Raw genomic sequence first — 16476 nt, forward strand, 5'->3', positions numbered from 1 at the left:
GCTCGGTGGCCGCCGGGCCGGTCGTAAACCGTAACGCCGAACACATGCGGGCCGCTCTATGACCGGTGGCGGGGGTAGGCCGGTAGTAGCCTGGCCGCGGACCCCACCCGGGGAGAACGGTGAGGTGATCATGACGGTGCGTCGACGCGCGGCACGGCTCGCGACGGTCTGCGGTCTGCTGGTCGGCCTGGTGATGCTCGGTGCGTCACCCGCGCTGGCCGACGAGGACTCGGTCCGTGTGGGGTCGGCCAGCAGCTTCGCCGCCGGGGGTTCGGCCCAGGGGGTGAACGTCGCGGTGCGCAAGCGCTCCGGCGGCTGCGTCCTGCTGCGTACCGCCCTGGGTCTGCGCCTTGAGGGTCTCCAGCCGAGCCAGGTGGCGGTCCAGGTGAACGCGGGCGGGCACTGGGTTCCGGTGGCCGTCGGCGGCGGTGACGGCAACGTGGAGACCGGGCAGACCGCACCGGCGAAGCCGACCCTGTGCAAGGGCAAGGGCATCACCGTGCGGTACCGGGTGGCGTTCGCCGCCGACGCGCCGGGCGGCCAGCTCTACGTGACCGGTGTGGCTCTGACCGCTGCCGGCCAGCAGTTGGGGCAGGGCGCCGACACGGCGAAGGTCACCGGGCGGCTCTCCCCGTCGCTCACCCCGACGCCGTCGAAGAAGCCGACCCCGACCCCCAGTCCCACCGAGGTCGCGGCGGCCGGCGAGGTGGTGAACCCGGCCGCGCTGGGCCCGACGTCCGCCGCGCCCAGCGTGACCGCGGTGGCCGCCGAGTCCGGCGGTGGTTCGCCGATCATGTTCTTCGGCATCGCGATGGTGGCGGTCGGCCTGCTGCTCATCGTGCTGCTGGTGCGCCGCTCCCGGCAGGACCGCACGCCGTCCGACGAGCCCGGCCCGCTGCCGGGCAACCCCGGTGGCACCACCTACCGCTCCGGCGGTGGGTCACCCGCCGTGCCCGGTCAACCCGGCCCGGTGTACGGCCAGCAGCCGTCGACCGCCGGCCAGGTTCCTTCGCCCCGCCCCGCCGGCGGAGGGGTCTACGGGGCGCGACCCGTGCCGCCGACTCCGGACGCCACGCAACCGATGCCGGGTGCTCCGGCTGGTCCGGGTGCCCGGCCGCTGCCCGGTGACCCGCCCACGCCGCCCGACGGTGGCGATCACACCGTGTTCATGCCTCGGCTCCCCGGCTGACCGGGGCCGGGCCCGGACGCTCCGATACGCTCAGGTTCGTTGGAAACCTGCGGCCAAGGAGCGGAACTAGTGTCTGATCTGTCCCAGATCGTGAAGGCGTACGACGTCCGAGGGACGGTGCCGGACCAGTGGGACGAACGGGTCGCCGAGGCGCTCGGGGCCGCCTTCACCCAGCTGCTCAACGCCAGTGACGAGCCTGGCGACGCGGTTGTCGTCGGGTACGACATGCGGGCCAGTTCGCCCGGCCTGGCCGCCGCGTTCGCCGCCGGGGTGCGGGCCGAGGGCCGCTCGGTGATCGAGATCGGGCTCGCCTCCACCGACCTGCTCTACTTCGCCTCCGGCTCGCTCGACCTGCCCGGCGCGATGTTCACCGCCAGTCACAACCCGGCGCAGTACAACGGCATCAAGATGTGCCGCTCCGGCGCCCGGCCGATCGGCCAGGACAGCGGGCTGGCGGAGATCCGGGAGCGGGCGCAGGCCCTGCTGGACTCCGGGGCGTCGCGCCCGGCGGGTGAGCCGACCCGCCCGGCCGAGCGGCGGGACCTGCTTCCCGACTACGCCGCGTACCTGCGCAAGCTGGTCGACCTCTCCGGCATCCGGCCGCTGAAGGTGGTGGTCGACGCCGGCAACGGGATGGGTGGCTTCACCGTCCCCACCGTGCTCGGCGACGCCGCCCTGTCGCCCCTGCCGTTGGAGATCGCGCCGCTCTACTTCGAGCTAGACGGCAGCTTCCCCAACCACGAGGCGAACCCGCTGGACCCGGCGAACCTGGTCGACCTCCAGCGTGCCGTGGTCGAGCACGGGGCCGACATCGGCCTGGCCTTCGACGGGGACGCCGACCGGTGCTTCGTGGTGGACGAGCGCGGCGAGCCGGTGTCGCCGTCGGCGATCACCGCGCTGGTCGCGGCGCGTGAGCTGGCCAAGCACCCGGGCTCCACGGTGATCCACGGTCTGATCACCTCCAGTGCGGTCGCGGAGATCATCCGCGAGCACGGTGGGGAGCCGGTGGTTGCCCGGGTCGGGCACTCCTTCATCAAGGCGGAGATGGCCCGCACCAACGCGGTCTTCGGCGGCGAGCACTCCGCGCACTACTACTTCCGGGACTTCTGGTTCGCCGACACCGGAATGCTCGCCGCGATGCACACCCTGGCCGCCCTGGGCGAGCAGTCGCAGCCGCTGTCCGTGCTGGCCGGCGAGTACGAGCGCTACATCGCCTCCGGCGAGATCAACTCGACGGTCGCCGACCAGGCCGCGGCGGTGGCCGAGGTGCGTGCCGCGTACCCGGACGCGACGGCCGACGAGATGGACGGGTTGACGCTGCGTTTCCCCGACGGCGCCTGGTTCAATCTGCGTGCCTCCAACACGGAGCCGCTGCTGCGGCTCAACGTCGAGGCGCCCACCCGCGAGCGGATGGTCTCGCTGCGGGACGAGGTGCTCGGCCGCGTTCGCCGATAAGATCGCCTGCGCCGGTCGGCACCGCCGCCGGTGACCCCGCACTCGTGGAAGGAGCCGCGCCATGGCCCTGGATCCGCAGTTGCTCGAGATCCTTGCCTGCCCGGACACGCACCACGCCCCGCTCACGTACGACGCGGAGGCGCAGACGTTGACCTGCACGGAGTGCGGCCGGATCTTCGAGGTCCGCGACGACGTGCCGGTGCTGCTGCTCGACGAGGCGCGTGGCGGCCCCGGACTGCAGTCATGATCGACGGTACGGCCGGGGTCAGCGGGCGTCGTGACGCCGACGAGGCCCTGCTCGACAACCCGGACGCGCTGGCCGAGCACGACCCGGGCGGCATGCTGCGGCACACCGCGTCGGCCGGCGCCCAGGTGCGCGAGAGCGCGGCGTTGGCCGCCGAGGCGAACCTGGCGGTGCTCGCCGACGACGGGCGTCCCCGGGCCGTGGTGATCGCCGGCATCGGCACCGCCGGGCGTACCGGTGACGTGCTGGCCACGGTCGCCGGGCCGCGCTGCCCGGTTCCGATCATCGGGCACCGCAGCGCGGGCGTACCCGGTTGGGTGGGCGCCGCCGACGTGGTGATCGCGGTGAGCGCGTCCGGTCGGAGCCCGGAGGCGTTGGGCGCCGCCGAGGCCGCGCATCGTCGCGGTGCCCGGCTGGTCGCGGTGGGCGCCCCGGACTCGCAGTTGCAGTCGGTGGCCGAGCGGGCCCGCGCGCCGTTCATCCCGGTGCCGCGCCGCGCGCCGGCCCGGGCCAGTCTCTGGGCGCTCACCGTGCCGGTGCTGCTCGCCGCGCGTTCGCTCGGGTTGGTGAAGGTCAACGAGGCGGACCTGGCGGAGACGGCGGCCCGGCTGGACGCGGACGCCGACCGCTGCCGCTCCGCCGCCGAGTCGTTCGTCAACCCGGCCAAGTCGCTGGCGCTGGGCCTGGCCGGCTCGATCCCGATCGTGTGGGGCTCGTCCCCGCTGGCCACCGTGGCGGCCCGCCGCTTCGGCGACACCCTGTCCGCCAACGCCCGCTACCCGGTGGTCACCGGGGCGCTGGGCGAGGCCGGGCGGGGCCGGGTCGGGCTGCTGGACGGCGTCTTCGGCGGCCTGGCCGAGGGGGAGCGGGACATCTTCGCCGACCCGGCGGAGGACGACGGCGAGGGCACCCGGCTGCGGCTGGTCCTGCTGCGCGACGGCGGCCTCAACGCCGAGGACGACACGGACGAGCCGCTCGCGGTCGAGGAGCGCCGCGCGGACGCGGTGCAGACCCTCGCGGAGCGCCGTGGTGTGCGCTGCGACGTGGTGACCGCCGAGGGTGGGTCGGCTCTGGAGCGGCTTGCCTCCCTGATCGCCGTACCGGACTTCGCCTCGATCTACCTTGCTCTGGCACACGGATTGGACCCGATGGCCGTCCCGGCCATCACCGAGATGAAGGAGCTGTCGAACCAGTGAACGTACGCAGGGGGCGGCGCGTCACGTACGTCACCACGACGCGAAGCGGAGTGGCGGCGTGAGCGCGAACGGCGGGACGAAGGCGATCGTCGCCGCCCTGCTGGCCAACGTCGGCATCGCCGTCACCAAGTTCATCGCGTTCCTGCTCTCCGGGTCCTCGTCGATGCTGGCCGAGGCGGTCCACTCGGTCGCCGACTCCGGTAACCAGGGTCTGCTGCTGCTCGGCGGGAAGCGGGCGAAGCGCGCGGCCACCCCGGAACACCCGTTCGGGTACGGCCGGGAGCGCTACATCTACGCGTTCATCGTGTCGATCGTGCTGTTCAGCATCGGCGGCCTGTTCGCCCTCTACGAGGCGTACCACAAGTGGTCGCACGCGGAGGGCATCACCGAGTGGCAGTGGCTTCCGGTGGCGGTGCTGCTGGCGGCGATCGCCATGGAGTCGTTCTCCTTCCGGACGGCGATCAAGGAGTCCAACCACATCCGGGGCAACCAGTCCTGGGTGCGCTTCATCCGGCGGGCCAAGGCGCCGGAGCTGCCGGTGGTGCTCCTGGAGGACTTCGGCGCGCTTGTCGGTCTGGTCTTCGCGCTCTTCGGCGTCGGCATGACGCTGATCACCGGCAACGGCCGGTGGGACGCCGCCGGCACCGCGATGATCGGCATCCTGCTGGTGGTCATCGCCATCGTGCTGGCCATCGAGACCAAGAGCCTGCTGCTCGGTGAGGGCGCCGAGCAGCAGGACCTGGCCGCCATCGAGCGGGCCATCACCGAGGGCCCCGAGGTGGAGCGGATCATCCACATGAAGACGCTCTACCTGGGCCCGGAAGAGCTGATGGTGGCCGCGAAGATCGGCGTGCCGGCCTGCGAGAGCGCCCACGACGTGGCCCGTGGCATCAACGCCGTGGAGGCGCGAATCCGCACCGCGGTGCCGATCGCCCGGGTGATCTACCTGGAGCCGGACATCTACAGCGCCGCCGCCGCGGCGGCCGGCACCGGCACCGCCGCCGACACCGCCGTACCGCAGCCCGAGGACGCGTCGGGCGAGGCGGTCGGGCGGCCCGGGGGCTGAGACGGTGGAACCGCTGTACGGACCGATCCGGGATTACGCCTGGGGGTCCCGCTCAGCCATCGCCATGTTGCAGGGTCGACCGGTGCCCAGCACCGGCCCGGAGGCGGAGCTGTGGCTGGGCGCCCACCCGGGCGCCCCGGCCAGGGTGGAGCGCGCCGGCCTGCGGGTGAGCCTCTGTGACCTGGTGCGCGACGAGCCGGGGCAGTGGCTGGGCCAGCGGGTGACCGACCGGTTCGGCACCCGGCTGCCGTTCCTGCTCAAGGTCCTCGCCGCCGACGCGCCGCTGAGCCTGCAGGCCCACCCGGACGCCGAGCAGGCCCGGGTGGGTTTCGCGGCGGAGGCGGGCCGGCCGGCGGGGGAGCGCAACTACTCCGACCCGCACCACAAGCCGGAGTTGCTGGTCGCGCTCACCCCGTTCGAGGCGCTGTGCGGCTTCCGGGATCCGGTGGAGTCGGCCGAGGCGCTCGCCGCGTTCGGCGTACCGGCGTTGGCGCCGGTGGTCGACGCGCTGCGGGCCGGGCCGGCGGGGCTGCGCACGGCCGTGCGGACACTGCTCGGCTGGCCGGTCGCCGAGCGCGACGGGCTGCTGCGTGCCGCCCTGGCGTCGGCGGCCGACGGCCCGGACGCGGAGTTGGCCCGCCGGTTGGCGACCGCCTATCCGGGCGACCCGGGCGTGCTGGTGGCGCTGCTGCTGCACCACCTGCGGCTGGTGCCGGGAGAGGCGATCTGGATGCCCGCGGGCAACCTGCACGCGTACCTGAGCGGCTGCGGCGTGGAGATCATGGCGGCCAGCGACAACGTGCTGCGCGGGGGTCTGACCCCGAAGCGGGTGGACGTCGACGAGCTGCTGCGGGTGCTGCGTTTCGAGGTGCTCGACGATCCGGTACGTGCCGCGCAGCCGATCGCCCCGGGCGTGGACTGCTGGCCGGTGCCGGTGGACGACTTCGCGCTGCACCGGGTGCGGGTCGGCGCGGCCGTGCCGGAGGTCACCGTGGCGCTGCCCGGCCCCCGGGTGGTGCTCTGCGCTGCGGGCTCGGTCACGGTCGACGACGGGACGGGCGCGCTGACGCTGGCGTCCGGCCAGGCGGCGATCGGCACGGCGTCCGGTGAGCCGCTGCGGGTCGGCGGCGACGGTGAGGCGTACGTGGCGACGTCGGGGCTGCGCTGAGCCCGACACAAGTCCGACTTTCCCGGAATAGCTTGACGCGCCCCTGGCTGAATGTGACTCTATGAGTACGCAGCGTTATCGCGACGACGGTCCGACAACGTGCGGGGAACCAAACCGGGGGGATGCACGGGGCGGGCGGAAGTGGGCAGCGGGTCTGTCCACCACCGACCGCCCCGTGCGCTGTCCGCAGCCCGTCCCCCGGCGCCCGTCGCCAGCGCGCGTAAGGTGGAGGATCGGCGCAGACATCGTTCGACAGGAGCTTTCATGACCAGCACCCTCCCGGCGGCCGCCAGCGGTACGCCGTCCGAGGCCCGGCCGAGCACGCTCGCCGAGGGCGACTTCAAGGTGGCGGATCTGTCGCTCGCCGAGTTCGGGCGCAAGGAGATCCAGCTCGCCGAGCACGAGATGCCCGGCCTGATGGCGATCCGGCGGGAGTTCGCCGAGGCGCAGCCGCTCACCGGCGCCCGGATCACCGGTTCGCTGCACATGACCATCCAGACCGCCGTCCTGATCGAGACGCTGGTCGCCCTCGGCGCGCAGGTCCGCTGGGCGTCCTGCAACATCTTCTCCACCCAGGACCACGCCGCCGCCGCGATCGTCGTCGGCCCGAACGGCACCCCCGAGGCCCCCGCCGGCGTCCCGGTGTACGCCTGGAAGGGCGAGACCCTTCCGGAGTACTGGTGGTGCACCGAGCAGGTGCTCGTCTGGCCGGACGGGCAGGGCCCGAACATGATCCTCGACGACGGCGGCGACGCCACCCTGCTGGTCCACAAGGGCGCGGAGTTCGAGAAGGCCGGCGTCGTGCCGCCGGTCGAGTCCGCCGACTCCGAGGAGTACGGGGTCATCCTCGAACTGCTGCACCGCTCGCTCGCCGAGGACGGCCAGCGCTGGACCCGGATCGCCGCCGGCATCAAGGGCGTCACCGAGGAGACCACCACCGGCGTGCACCGCCTCTACGAGATGCACCGCGCGGGCACGCTGCTCTTCCCGGCCATCAACGTCAACGACTCGGTGACCAAGAGCAAGTTCGACAACAAGTACGGCTGCCGCCACTCCCTGATCGACGGCCTCAACCGGGCCACCGACGTGCTGATCGGCGGCAAGATGGCCGTCGTGATGGGCTACGGCGACGTGGGCAAGGGCTGCGCCGAGTCGCTGCGCGGCCAGGGCGCCCGGGTCGTGGTGACCGAGGTCGACCCGATCTGCGCCCTGCAGGCCGCGATGGACGGTTACCAGGTCGCGACCCTGGACGACGTGGTCGAGCAGGCGGACATCTTCATCACCGCCACCGGCTGCTTCGACGTCATCACCAACGAGCACATGGCCCGGATGAAGCACCAGGCCATCGTCGGCAACATCGGCCACTTCGACAACGAGATCGACATGGCCGGCCTGGCCAAGCGCTCGGACGTCGAGCGGATCAACATCAAGCCGCAGGTCGACCTGTGGCGCTTCGCCGACGGGCACGCCATCATCGTGCTGTCCGAGGGGCGTCTGCTGAACCTGGGCAACGCGACCGGGCACCCGAGCTTCGTGATGTCGAACTCGTTCGCCAACCAGACGATCGCGCAGATCGAGCTGTTCACCAAGACCGAGGAGTACCCGGTCGGCGTCTACGTGCTGCCCAAGCACCTGGACGAGAAGGTGGCCCGCCTGCACCTGGGCGCGCTCGGCGCCAAGCTGAGCAAGCTCACCAAGGAGCAGGCCGCGTACCTGGGCGTCTCGCAGGAGGGGCCGTTCAAGCCGGACCACTACCGCTACTGATCGACATCTCTCCGAACCGGGTCGGCTGTTTCACAGCCGGCCCGGTTCGTCGTTCCCGCCAGGGCGGGACGGGACGTCAGCCGGAGCGGGAGTCGCGGCGGCTGGGGCGGAACCACGTCCACGCGCACCAGGCCAGCCATCCCAGGGACACGACGGTGGCCAGTGCCCGCAGGCGCAGCGCGCTGAGCAGCAGCACCACGGCGAGCACCGCCAGCCACGGCAGGAAAGCCTTCACGGCAGGGATCCTCCCACGCTCGGACGGTGACCCGTTCGTGGCGGCCGCCGAAGACCAGGTCACAGCGAGAGTGAGCTTGTCATGAACGACTTGACGAGGTCCCGGAACTGGAGGAAGGTATGGCTGCCCTAAGTTAGCTGAGGCGTGCCTAATGAACACGGAGCCAGGATGTTCGCCACCTACCTGATCGGCCTGCGGGAAGGCCTGGAAGCGACCCTGGTGGTCAGCATCCTGGTCGCCTTCCTGGTGAAGTCGCAGCGCCGGGACCGGTTGCCGCAGGTGTGGGCGGGCGTCGGCCTTGCCGTGGCGCTCTCGGTGCTCTTCGGCTGGCTCATCGAGTACACCTCGACCTCGCTGCTGTCCCGCTCCGAGGACCGCGAGCTGTTCGAGGCCATCACCTCCGTCGCGGCCGTGGTGTTCGTCACCTGGATGATTTTCTGGATGCGCAAGGCGGCCCGCACCATCGCGGGCGAGCTGCGCGGCAAGCTCACCGAGGCACTGGCCGTCGGGTCGCTCGCCGTCGCCGGGATGGCCTTCCTCGCGGTGATCCGGGAGGGCCTCGAAACCGCCCTGATCTTCTACTCCGCCGCCCAGGGCGCGGCCGGCGATAGCGGGCCGCTGCTCGCGCTGATCGGCGGCATCCTCACCGCCGTGGTGCTCGGCGTGCTGCTGTACGCGAGCGCCCTGCGGATCAACCTCAGCAAGTTTTTCACCTGGACCGGTGCCCTGCTGATCCTGGTCGCCGCCGGCATCCTCAAGTACGGCGTGCACGACTTCCAGGAATCCGGTGTCCTGCCCGGCCTCAATGACCTGGCCTTCGACATCACCAGCACGCTCGACCCGACCACCTGGTACGCGGCGCTGCTGGCCGGGATGTTCAACGTGACCCCCGCGCCCACCGTGCTCGAGACGATCGCCTGGATCGCGTACGCCGTGCCGGTCCTGGCGCTCTTCCTGCGCCCGACCCGGCGTACCCCCGCACCGGCCGCGGCCACCGCGGTGCCGGCCGCGCCCTCCGCGGCGGCACCCCCCGCGGCCTCGGCGCCCGCCGTCGCCGCGTCGGCGGCCGAGTCGACGTCTCCGGACGCCACGAGCACCACCACCGTCACCGAGCGCGGGGCCGACACCGGCACCGAGGCCGAGGCCGACGCGGCAGCAACGCCGCAGCGTGCCTGACCCCACGAGGAGAGACAGCCCAGATGCGTACCACCCGATTCTTCGCGCTGGCCGCTGCCGGCGTGCTGGCGACGACCGGCGTCGCCGCGTGCTCCGACTCCAAGAAGGATGAGGCGGGCGCGGCCGGCGGCGCGATCGTGGTCAAGGCCACCGACACCGCCTGCGAGGTCGGCACGACCGACCTCGGCGCCGGAACCGCCACCTTCAAGATCACCAACTCGGGCGCGAAGGTCACCGAGTTCTACGTGTACGCCTCCGGCGACCGGGTGATGGGCGAGGTGGAGAACATCGCCCCCGGGCTGAGCCGCGAGCTGCACGTCGAGCTGCCGGCGGGCACGTACGAGACGGCCTGCAAGCCGGGGATGAGCGGCAAGGGCATCCGGGGCGCGCTCAAGGTCAGCGGGTCCGCGCAGCCGCTGACCGCCGACGCCGCCCTGGCCGGGGCCACCGACAACTACCAGCGCTACGTCAAGAGCCAGACCGGCGCGCTGCTGGAGAAGACCGAGGAGTTCGTCGCCGCGGTGAAGGCCGGCGACGTGGCGAAGGCCAAGGCGCTCTACCCGGTCGCACGCACCTACTGGGAGCGGATCGAGCCGGTGGCCGAGATCTTCGGCGACCTCGACCCCAAGATCGACGGCCGCGAGGAGGTCATCGAGGAGGGGATGGAGTTCACCGGCTTCCACCGGATCGAGAAGGACCTCTGGCAGTCCGGCGACATCAGCAAGGACGGCCCGATCGCGGACCGGCTGCTGGTCGACGTCAAGGAGGTCGTGGCGAAGGCCAACGCCGAGAAGCTCTCCCCGCTCCAGCTCGCCAACGGCGCGAAGGAGCTGCTCGACGAGGTCGCCAGCGGCAAGATCACCGGCGAGGAGGAGCGCTACTCGCACACCGACCTGTGGGACTTCGCCGCCAACCTGGACGGTTCCAAGGCGGCGCTGTCCGCCCTCCGGCCCGCGTTGGAGCAGCGCTCGCCGGAGCTGGTCAAGCAGCTCGACACCGAGTTCGCGAACGTCGAGGCGCAGCTCGGCAAGCACCGCGACGGCGACGGGTGGAAGCTGCACACCGCGTTGAGCAAGGCTGAGCTCAAGGAGCTCTCCGACGGCATCAACGCGCTCGCCGAGCCGATCAGCAAGGTCGCCGCAGTCGTCGCACGGTGACCGGGACGCAGGGAGAGTCGAGTCGATGAGCGCAAGCAGGTTGACGCGCCGACGGGCCATCACGCTCGCCGGCGCGGGAGTGGCCGGAGTCGCCGGGGTGGCCGCCGGCGCGGGCGCGCTGGTGGGCGACTCCCGTGGCCCGGCGGCGGCCAGCGACCACCCGGCGGGCGCGGTCCCGTTCCACGGGGAGCACCAGGCCGGCATCGTCACCCCGGCGCAGGATCGGCTGCACTTCGTCGCCTTCGACGTGATCACCAAGGACCGGGCCCGCCTGGTCGAGATGCTCCAGGAGTGGACGGCCGCCGCCGTGCGCATGACTGCCGGCCGCGACGCCGGGGTGCTCGGCGCGGTCGGTGGCATGCCGGAGGCCCCGCCGGACGACACCGGTGAGGCGCTCGGCCTCCCGCCGTCGCAGCTCACCCTGACCATCGGCTTCGGCCCGACATTGTTCCGCGACGCCGACGGACGGGACCGGTTCGGCATCGCCGACCGCCGGCCGGCCGCCCTGGCCGAGCTGCCCAGGTTCCCCGGTGACGCGTTGCAGGCCCCGATCTCCGGTGGCGACCTGTGCGTGCAGGCGTGCGCCAACGACCCCCAGGTGGCGGTGCACGCGATCCGCAACCTGGCGCGGATCGGCATGGGGGTGGTCAGCGTCCGCTGGTCGCAGCTCGGCTTCGGCCGTACGTCGTCGACGTCCCGGGACCAGGCGACCGCCCGCAACCTGTTCGGCTTCAAGGACGGCACGGCCAACCTCAAAGCCGAGGAGACCGACCTGCTCCGCGACCAGTTGTGGGTGCAGCCGGGCGACGGGCCGGACTGGATGACCGGCGGGTCGTACCTGGTCACCCGCAAGATCCGGATGCTCGTGGAGACCTGGGACCGGACCTCCCTGGCCGAGCAGGAGGAGATCGTCGGTCGGACCAAGGGCAGCGGCGCCCCGCTCGGGCGCAGCAAGGAATTCGACGAGCCGGACTTCGCGGCACGCGGGGACGACGGCAAGCCGCTGATCGCCGAGCACGCCCACGTCGCCCTGGCCCACCCGAGCCGGAACAACGGCGCGCACCTGCTGCGGCGGGGCTACAACTTCGTCGACGGCTCGGACGGTCTCGGCCGGCTCGACGCCGGCCTCTTCTTCATCGCCTACCAGCGGGACCCGCGCCGGCAGTTCGTGCCGATCCAGACCCAGTTGGCCCGCCATGACGTGATGAACGAATATCTGCGGCACGTCTCCAGCGGCCTGTTCGCCTGCCCGCCCGGAGTGCGCGACGGTGGGGACCACTGGGGCCGCGCGCTCTTCGGCTGAGCGCCCGCCGGATCGCGACGGCGACCCGTCGTCCGGATGGCGACAGCGCGGCCGGCCGGGGCTACGGTGGCGCCGGACGGCGCCGAGGGGGGATCATGGTGGCAGCCGGCCCGGGAACCGATCCCTGCGCTGGACCTCGCACCACGTGGCGCCGCCGCCGCGGGTCGCGGTGACTGGTTTGCCGGCGGCACTATCCGTGCCGGCTGACGCCGGTCCCACCGAACTGAACGGGGATGCAATATTAATCCCATGAGAGCCCGGGTACTGGTGGTCGACGACGACCCCGCACTCGCCGAGATGCTCGGCATCGTGCTGCGCAGTGAGGGTTTCCTGCCCTCGTTCGTGGCCGATGGCGAGCGGGCGTTGGCCGCCTTTCGTGACAGTCGGCCGGATATCGTCCTGCTTGACCTCATGTTGCCCGGAATGAGTGGTATCGACGTGGCGCGGTCGATCCGTGCCGAATCCGGCGTGCCGATCGTCATGCTGACCGCCAAGAGCGACACCGTGGACGTCGTCCTCGGCCTGGAGTCCGGTGCCGACGACTACGTGGTCAAGCCGTTCAAGCCCAAGGAGCTGGTGGCCCGGATGCGGGCCCGGTTGCGCCGTGGCGAGGACGTGGCGCCGGAGATGCTGACCATCGGCCCGCCCGGCAACCAGATCACCATCGACGTGCCGGCCCACACCGTGAGCCGCAACGACGAGGAGGTGAAGCTGACGCCGTTGGAGTTCGACCTGCTGGTCGCGCTCGCCCGCAAGCCGCGTCAGGTCTTCACCCGCGAGGTGCTGCTGGAGCAGGTCTGGGGTTATCGGCACGCGGCCGACACCCGACTGGTCAACGTGCACGTGCAGCGGCTGCGCGCCAAGATCGAGCCAGATCCGGAGCGGCCGGAAATCATCCTCACCGTGCGGGGCGTGGGCTACAAGGCGGGCACCGGATAGCCTGGTCACACTGTGTCGACCTCGCCGCCCCCGCACCCCCAGACCACGGCAGCCCGCCGGCTCAACGCCGGCCGGGACCTGTGGCGCGCGCTGAGTGGCCGGGGCGCGCGGCTGGTGGCCCGGGCGCACCAGACCTGGCGCCGCTCGCTCCAGGTTCGGGTGGTGACCATCACGCTGGTCGCCTCCAGCCTGCTGGTGGGCGGTTTCGCGTACCTGATCGCTGACAAGATCACGACGATCCTGCTCGACAACGCCCGCACCGACGTCCAGTTGCGGGTCAAGGGCGGCGCGGGCTACGCGGCCAAGCAGGTCTCCCTCTACGGTCAGCCGCAGGAGGCGCAGCTTCAGGAGACCATCGAGGGCACGGTCAACTACCTGGCCGGCGGCGACCCACAGCAGACCAGTGGCGTGGTGGTGGCCATCACCGCCGCCGACTACCCGACCGTGATCCAGACCCGCACAGCGCCGGCGGTCAACGTCCAGCCCCTGCTCAGCAAGGAGCTGCGAGCCGCGGTCGCCAGTGGCAAGGTGGCCAGCCAGATCCAGACCGGTCGGCTCACCGGCGAGCCGACGAAGTACCTGGTCTACGGCTCGCCGGTGCCGACCCGCTTCGGGCAGATCGAGCTCTACTACCTGGTGCCGCTGACCCGCCAAGACGCCACCGCCGCGGACGCCCGAGCCACCGTCGTCGCCACCGGCATCGCCCTGGTGGTCCTGCTGGGTCTGCTCGCCGCCCTGGTCACCCGGCTGGTGGTCAACCCGGTCCGGGTCGCCGCGCGTACCGCCCAGCGGCTCTCCGCCGGCCTTCTCGACCAGCGGATGGTGGTCAACGGCGAGGACGACCTCGCGCTGCTGGCCGCCTCGTTCAACCAGATGGCGACCAACCTGCAACGGCAGATCCTGCGCCTGGAGGAGATGTCCCGGTTGCAGCGCCGGTTCACCTCCGACGTCTCGCACGAGCTGCGGACCCCGTTGACCACGGTCCGGATGGCCGCCGACCTGATCTTCGCCGAGCGCGACGAGTTCGACCCGGCGGTGGCCCGCAGCGCCGAACTGCTCCAGGCCGAGCTGGACCGTTTCGAGGAGCTGCTCACCGACCTGTTGGAGATCAGCCGGTTCGACGCGGGCTTCGCCATGCTGGACGCCGAGCCGACCGACCTGGTGCCGGTGGTGCACCGGGTGGTCGACCGGTTGACCGGCCTGGCCGAGCGGGTGGGCGTGGAGATCGAACTGGACCTGCCGAGCACGCCGGCGATCGCCGAGGTCGACCCCCGCCGGGTTGAGCGGGTGCTGCGCAACCTGGTCGGCAACGCCGTCGAGCACGGCGAGGCCCGGCCGGTGCTGATCACCCTCGGCATCGACGACACCGCGGTGGCGATCACGGTCCGCGACCACGGGGTGGGGCTGAAGGTGGGTGAGGAGAAGCTGGTGTTCAACCGGTTCTGGCGGGCGGACCCGTCCCGGGCCCGGCAGACCGGCGGCACCGGGCTGGGTCTGTCCATCAGCCTGGAGGACGCCCGCCTGCACGGTGGTTGGCTGGAAGCCTGGGGAGCGCCCGGGCAGGGCGCCCAGTTCCGGCTCACCCTGCCGGCCCGCGCCGGTGACCGGCTCACCACGTCGCCGCTGCGGCTGGTGCCCGCCGACGCGGCGCTGCCGTTCGGCGGCCCCCGCGACGGCGGCCCGCTGGCCATCGGGCCGGGCACCGGTGGAGCGCTGGCGATCGGCCCCGCGCCAGCGGGGGGCGGCCAGCGGGCGGAGGTGCGCTCGTGAGGGCTCGACCACTGCTGGGCGCCCTCGGCGCGGCGCTGCTGCTCAGCGCGGGCTGCGGCATCCCGGCGTCGTCCGACGTGCGGGTGGACGGCAAGGCCGGCACGGCGACCGAGGCCGGGTCGAGCAACGGCCGAAGCAGCGAACCCCCGTCGCGTACGGCCAGCGGCAGCGACAACGAGGCGTTCGTGCGTAACTTCCTGTCCGCCGCCGCCGGCGAGCCGGACCGGGCGTACGAGCGGGTGAAGGCGTTCATCGCCCCGGAGCACAGGCTCCGCCTGCAGGACAAGAAGGGTAGCGAGGTCGCGCTGACCGTGGTCCGGCTGCGGGAATCGGTCTTCACCTTCAACAGCGACTCGACCACCACGGTCAAGATCTCGGTGCAGCAGATCGGTGTGCTGCGGACCAACGGCACTCTGGCGCCGCCGGTGGCGACCGAGACCGAGTACGAGTTCCGGCTGCGCAGCGCCTCGCTCGGCGGCGCCGACAACGACGAGCGCGCCGGCCAGTACGTCCTCGACCCGCCGAACGTGCTGCTGCTCAGTGACGTCGCCCTGCAGCAGTACTACCAGGACGAGTCGATCTACTTCTGGAGCTCCGACCGCACCCGGCTGGTGCCCGACCAGCGGTATCTGCCGTTCGCGGTGCCGGACGAGCGCCGGGTCAACGAGGTCGTGCGTTGGCTGGTCGGCGGCCCGTCCGACTGGCTGCGGCCGGGCGTCGTCGGTCTGCCCGACGGCACCGAGCTGATCAACAACGCCACCGGCGCGAACAACCGCTGGGAGGTCAACCTGGACATGTCCGGCGACGACCAGAACCGGGTCGACCAGGTGATCACGCAGCTCGCCTGGTCGCTGGGTGACCTGCCGGGCGAGCTGGAGCTGAAGATCCGCAACAACTCACAGCCCGTACAGGACCTCAACGAGCGCCGGCTGGCCCAGCCGCTCTACCCGGTGCGGGAGGGCCCGCAGCGGTTCGGCGTCTACGAGGGCGCGATCCGTCCGCTCGACTTCGTCGGCGAGCCCGGCGGTGTCGTGCCCCTGGCGGCCGAGGTCAACCGCAACATCGTGTCCGCCGGCCTCGCGCGGGGCGCCAACCGGGTCCTCGCCGCGATGGTGGTGACCAGCGGCAAGGACCGGCAGCGACTCGCGGTGGGCGCCGGCGCGGACACGGTGGCCGCGCTCAACCGCGGCGACACGGAGTACGCCTCGATCAGCCGCCCGGTGTGGCTGCGTACCGTCGACTCCCGCCCGGCGCAGGGGCTGGTGGTGGCCGACGGTCGCCTCTACCGCTTCGACGAGGCCGCCCGCATGTCGGAGGTGCCGCTGAACCTGCCCTCGCCGCAGGTCACCGCGGTCGCCGCCGCGCTGGACGGTCAGCGGGTCGCGTTGGTCGCCGGCGGCCGGCTCTACGTCGCGGCGATCAACCTGGACGGCGCCGGGAGCGGGATGTCCGTCGGCCCGCCCCGGGCCCTGGTCACCTCGCTGACCGGTCTGACCGCGGTGGACTGGATCGGCGAGGATCGGCTGGTGGTGGCCGGGTCGGCCGGCCAGCCGGCGATCTACGAGATCAGCGTCGACGGGGCGCTGGAGACCCCGCTGCGCACCGACGTGGGCGCCAAGGTCAACCACCTGACGGCGTACCCCACCAACCGCAGCGTGCGCGTGCCCACCGGGGCGTACATGTACGAGGCGAACAAGGTGGCGTACCGCAGCAGCCCGTTCGAACGGATCGAGCCGGAGAGTGTGCGCGACGTCCCCGCGCCGCCGGCCGGGGTCCGGCCGAGCAACCCGTCTGCCCCGTTCTTCCTCTACTGA

Annotated in this window: 14 protein-coding genes; 13 read left to right on the forward strand and 1 reads right to left on the reverse strand. The window is 72.1% G+C overall.

The features are described 5' to 3' along the window. Nucleotides 1-130 precede the first annotated feature (130 nt). From ABZT87_RS01715 to ahcY, 7 genes are all read left to right on the forward strand, one after another. Nucleotides 131-1189 (forward strand): hypothetical protein, encoded by a 1059-nt coding sequence (locus tag ABZT87_RS01715; RefSeq protein ID WP_354859016.1) that lies wholly within the window; start codon nt 131-133, stop codon nt 1187-1189. A 69-nt stretch (nt 1190-1258) separates the two neighbouring features. Beyond that, nucleotides 1259-2644 carry a phosphomannomutase/phosphoglucomutase gene (locus ABZT87_RS01720; RefSeq protein WP_355132925.1) on the forward strand — a complete coding sequence of 462 codons (1386 nt, stop codon included), beginning with the start codon at nt 1259-1261 and terminating at the stop codon, nt 2642-2644. Between the two features lie 61 nt (nt 2645-2705). Next, nucleotides 2706-2891, forward strand: coding sequence for a Trm112 family protein (locus ABZT87_RS01725; RefSeq protein WP_354859020.1), 186 nt, complete (start codon nt 2706-2708; stop codon nt 2889-2891). Next, nucleotides 2888-4084 carry an SIS domain-containing protein gene (locus ABZT87_RS01730; protein ID WP_234587712.1) on the forward strand — a complete coding sequence of 399 codons (1197 nt, stop codon included), beginning with the start codon at nt 2888-2890 and terminating at the stop codon, nt 4082-4084. Before ABZT87_RS01725 ends, ABZT87_RS01730 begins: the two co-directional genes overlap by 4 nt. Before the next feature lie 58 nt (nt 4085-4142). Next, entirely contained in the window at nt 4143-5150 is a 1008-nt protein-coding gene (locus ABZT87_RS01735; protein WP_354859023.1) for a cation diffusion facilitator family transporter, read from the forward strand. Between the two features lie 4 nt (nt 5151-5154). Further along, the gene (gene manA / locus ABZT87_RS01740; RefSeq protein ID WP_355132927.1) at nt 5155-6318 is read left to right on the forward strand and encodes a mannose-6-phosphate isomerase, class I; all 1164 of its coding nucleotides are present in this window, start codon (nt 5155-5157) and stop codon (nt 6316-6318) included. A gap of 264 nt (nt 6319-6582) precedes the next feature. Then, nucleotides 6583-8082: an adenosylhomocysteinase gene (gene ahcY, locus ABZT87_RS01745; protein WP_354859028.1), complete on the forward strand. Its 1500-nt coding sequence runs from the start codon at nt 6583-6585 to the stop codon at nt 8080-8082. 76 nt (nt 8083-8158) lie between these two features. Here ahcY and ABZT87_RS01750 read toward each other — a convergent pair whose 3' ends face one another. Beyond that, nucleotides 8159-8317 (reverse strand): hypothetical protein, encoded by a 159-nt coding sequence (locus ABZT87_RS01750; protein WP_354859030.1) that lies wholly within the window; start codon nt 8315-8317, stop codon nt 8159-8161. A gap of 168 nt (nt 8318-8485) precedes the next feature. Here ABZT87_RS01750 and efeU point away from each other — a divergent pair, with 168 nt between their 5' ends. From efeU to ABZT87_RS01780, 6 genes are all read left to right on the forward strand, one after another. Beyond that, entirely contained in the window at nt 8486-9493 is a 1008-nt protein-coding gene (gene efeU, locus ABZT87_RS01755) for an iron uptake transporter permease EfeU (protein ID WP_355063066.1), read from the forward strand. Between the two features lie 23 nt (nt 9494-9516). Next, nucleotides 9517-10650 (forward strand): iron uptake system protein EfeO, encoded by a 1134-nt coding sequence (gene efeO / locus ABZT87_RS01760; RefSeq protein ID WP_355132929.1) that lies wholly within the window; start codon nt 9517-9519, stop codon nt 10648-10650. Nucleotides 10651-10675: 25 nt separating this feature from the next. After that, on the forward strand, nt 10676-11953 hold the full coding sequence (gene efeB / locus ABZT87_RS01765) for an iron uptake transporter deferrochelatase/peroxidase subunit (RefSeq protein ID WP_355132931.1): 1278 nt from the start codon (nt 10676-10678) through the stop codon (nt 11951-11953). A 249-nt stretch (nt 11954-12202) separates the two neighbouring features. Next, on the forward strand, nt 12203-12892 hold the full coding sequence (gene mtrA / locus ABZT87_RS01770; RefSeq protein WP_007455837.1) for an MtrAB system response regulator MtrA: 690 nt from the start codon (nt 12203-12205) through the stop codon (nt 12890-12892). Between the two features lie 12 nt (nt 12893-12904). Next, nucleotides 12905-14662, forward strand: coding sequence for an MtrAB system histidine kinase MtrB (mtrB, locus tag ABZT87_RS01775; RefSeq protein ID WP_355132933.1), 1758 nt, complete (start codon nt 12905-12907; stop codon nt 14660-14662). Next, nucleotides 14659-16476 (forward strand): LpqB family beta-propeller domain-containing protein, encoded by a 1818-nt coding sequence (locus tag ABZT87_RS01780; protein WP_354859043.1) that lies wholly within the window; start codon nt 14659-14661, stop codon nt 16474-16476. Before mtrB ends, ABZT87_RS01780 begins: the two co-directional genes overlap by 4 nt.

The organism is Micromonospora sp. NPDC005237, assembly GCF_040607775.1.
Classification (GTDB): domain Bacteria; phylum Actinomycetota; class Actinomycetes; order Mycobacteriales; family Micromonosporaceae; genus Micromonospora.

Coding starts and splice junctions, on each gene's coding strand:
- ABZT87_RS01730 (WP_234587712.1), top strand. CDS start 2,888: ATGATCGACGGTACGGCCGGGGTCAGCGGGCGTCGTGACGCCGACGAG.
- mtrA (WP_007455837.1), top strand. CDS start 12,203: ATGAGAGCCCGGGTACTGGTGGTCGACGACGACCCCGCACTCGCCGAG.
- ABZT87_RS01715 (WP_354859016.1), top strand. CDS start 131: ATGACGGTGCGTCGACGCGCGGCACGGCTCGCGACGGTCTGCGGTCTG.
- ABZT87_RS01725 (WP_354859020.1), top strand. CDS start 2,706: ATGGCCCTGGATCCGCAGTTGCTCGAGATCCTTGCCTGCCCGGACACG.
- efeO (WP_355132929.1), top strand. CDS start 9,517: ATGCGTACCACCCGATTCTTCGCGCTGGCCGCTGCCGGCGTGCTGGCG.
- efeB (WP_355132931.1), top strand. CDS start 10,676: ATGAGCGCAAGCAGGTTGACGCGCCGACGGGCCATCACGCTCGCCGGC.
- efeU (WP_355063066.1), top strand. CDS start 8,486: ATGTTCGCCACCTACCTGATCGGCCTGCGGGAAGGCCTGGAAGCGACC.
- ahcY (WP_354859028.1), top strand. CDS start 6,583: ATGACCAGCACCCTCCCGGCGGCCGCCAGCGGTACGCCGTCCGAGGCC.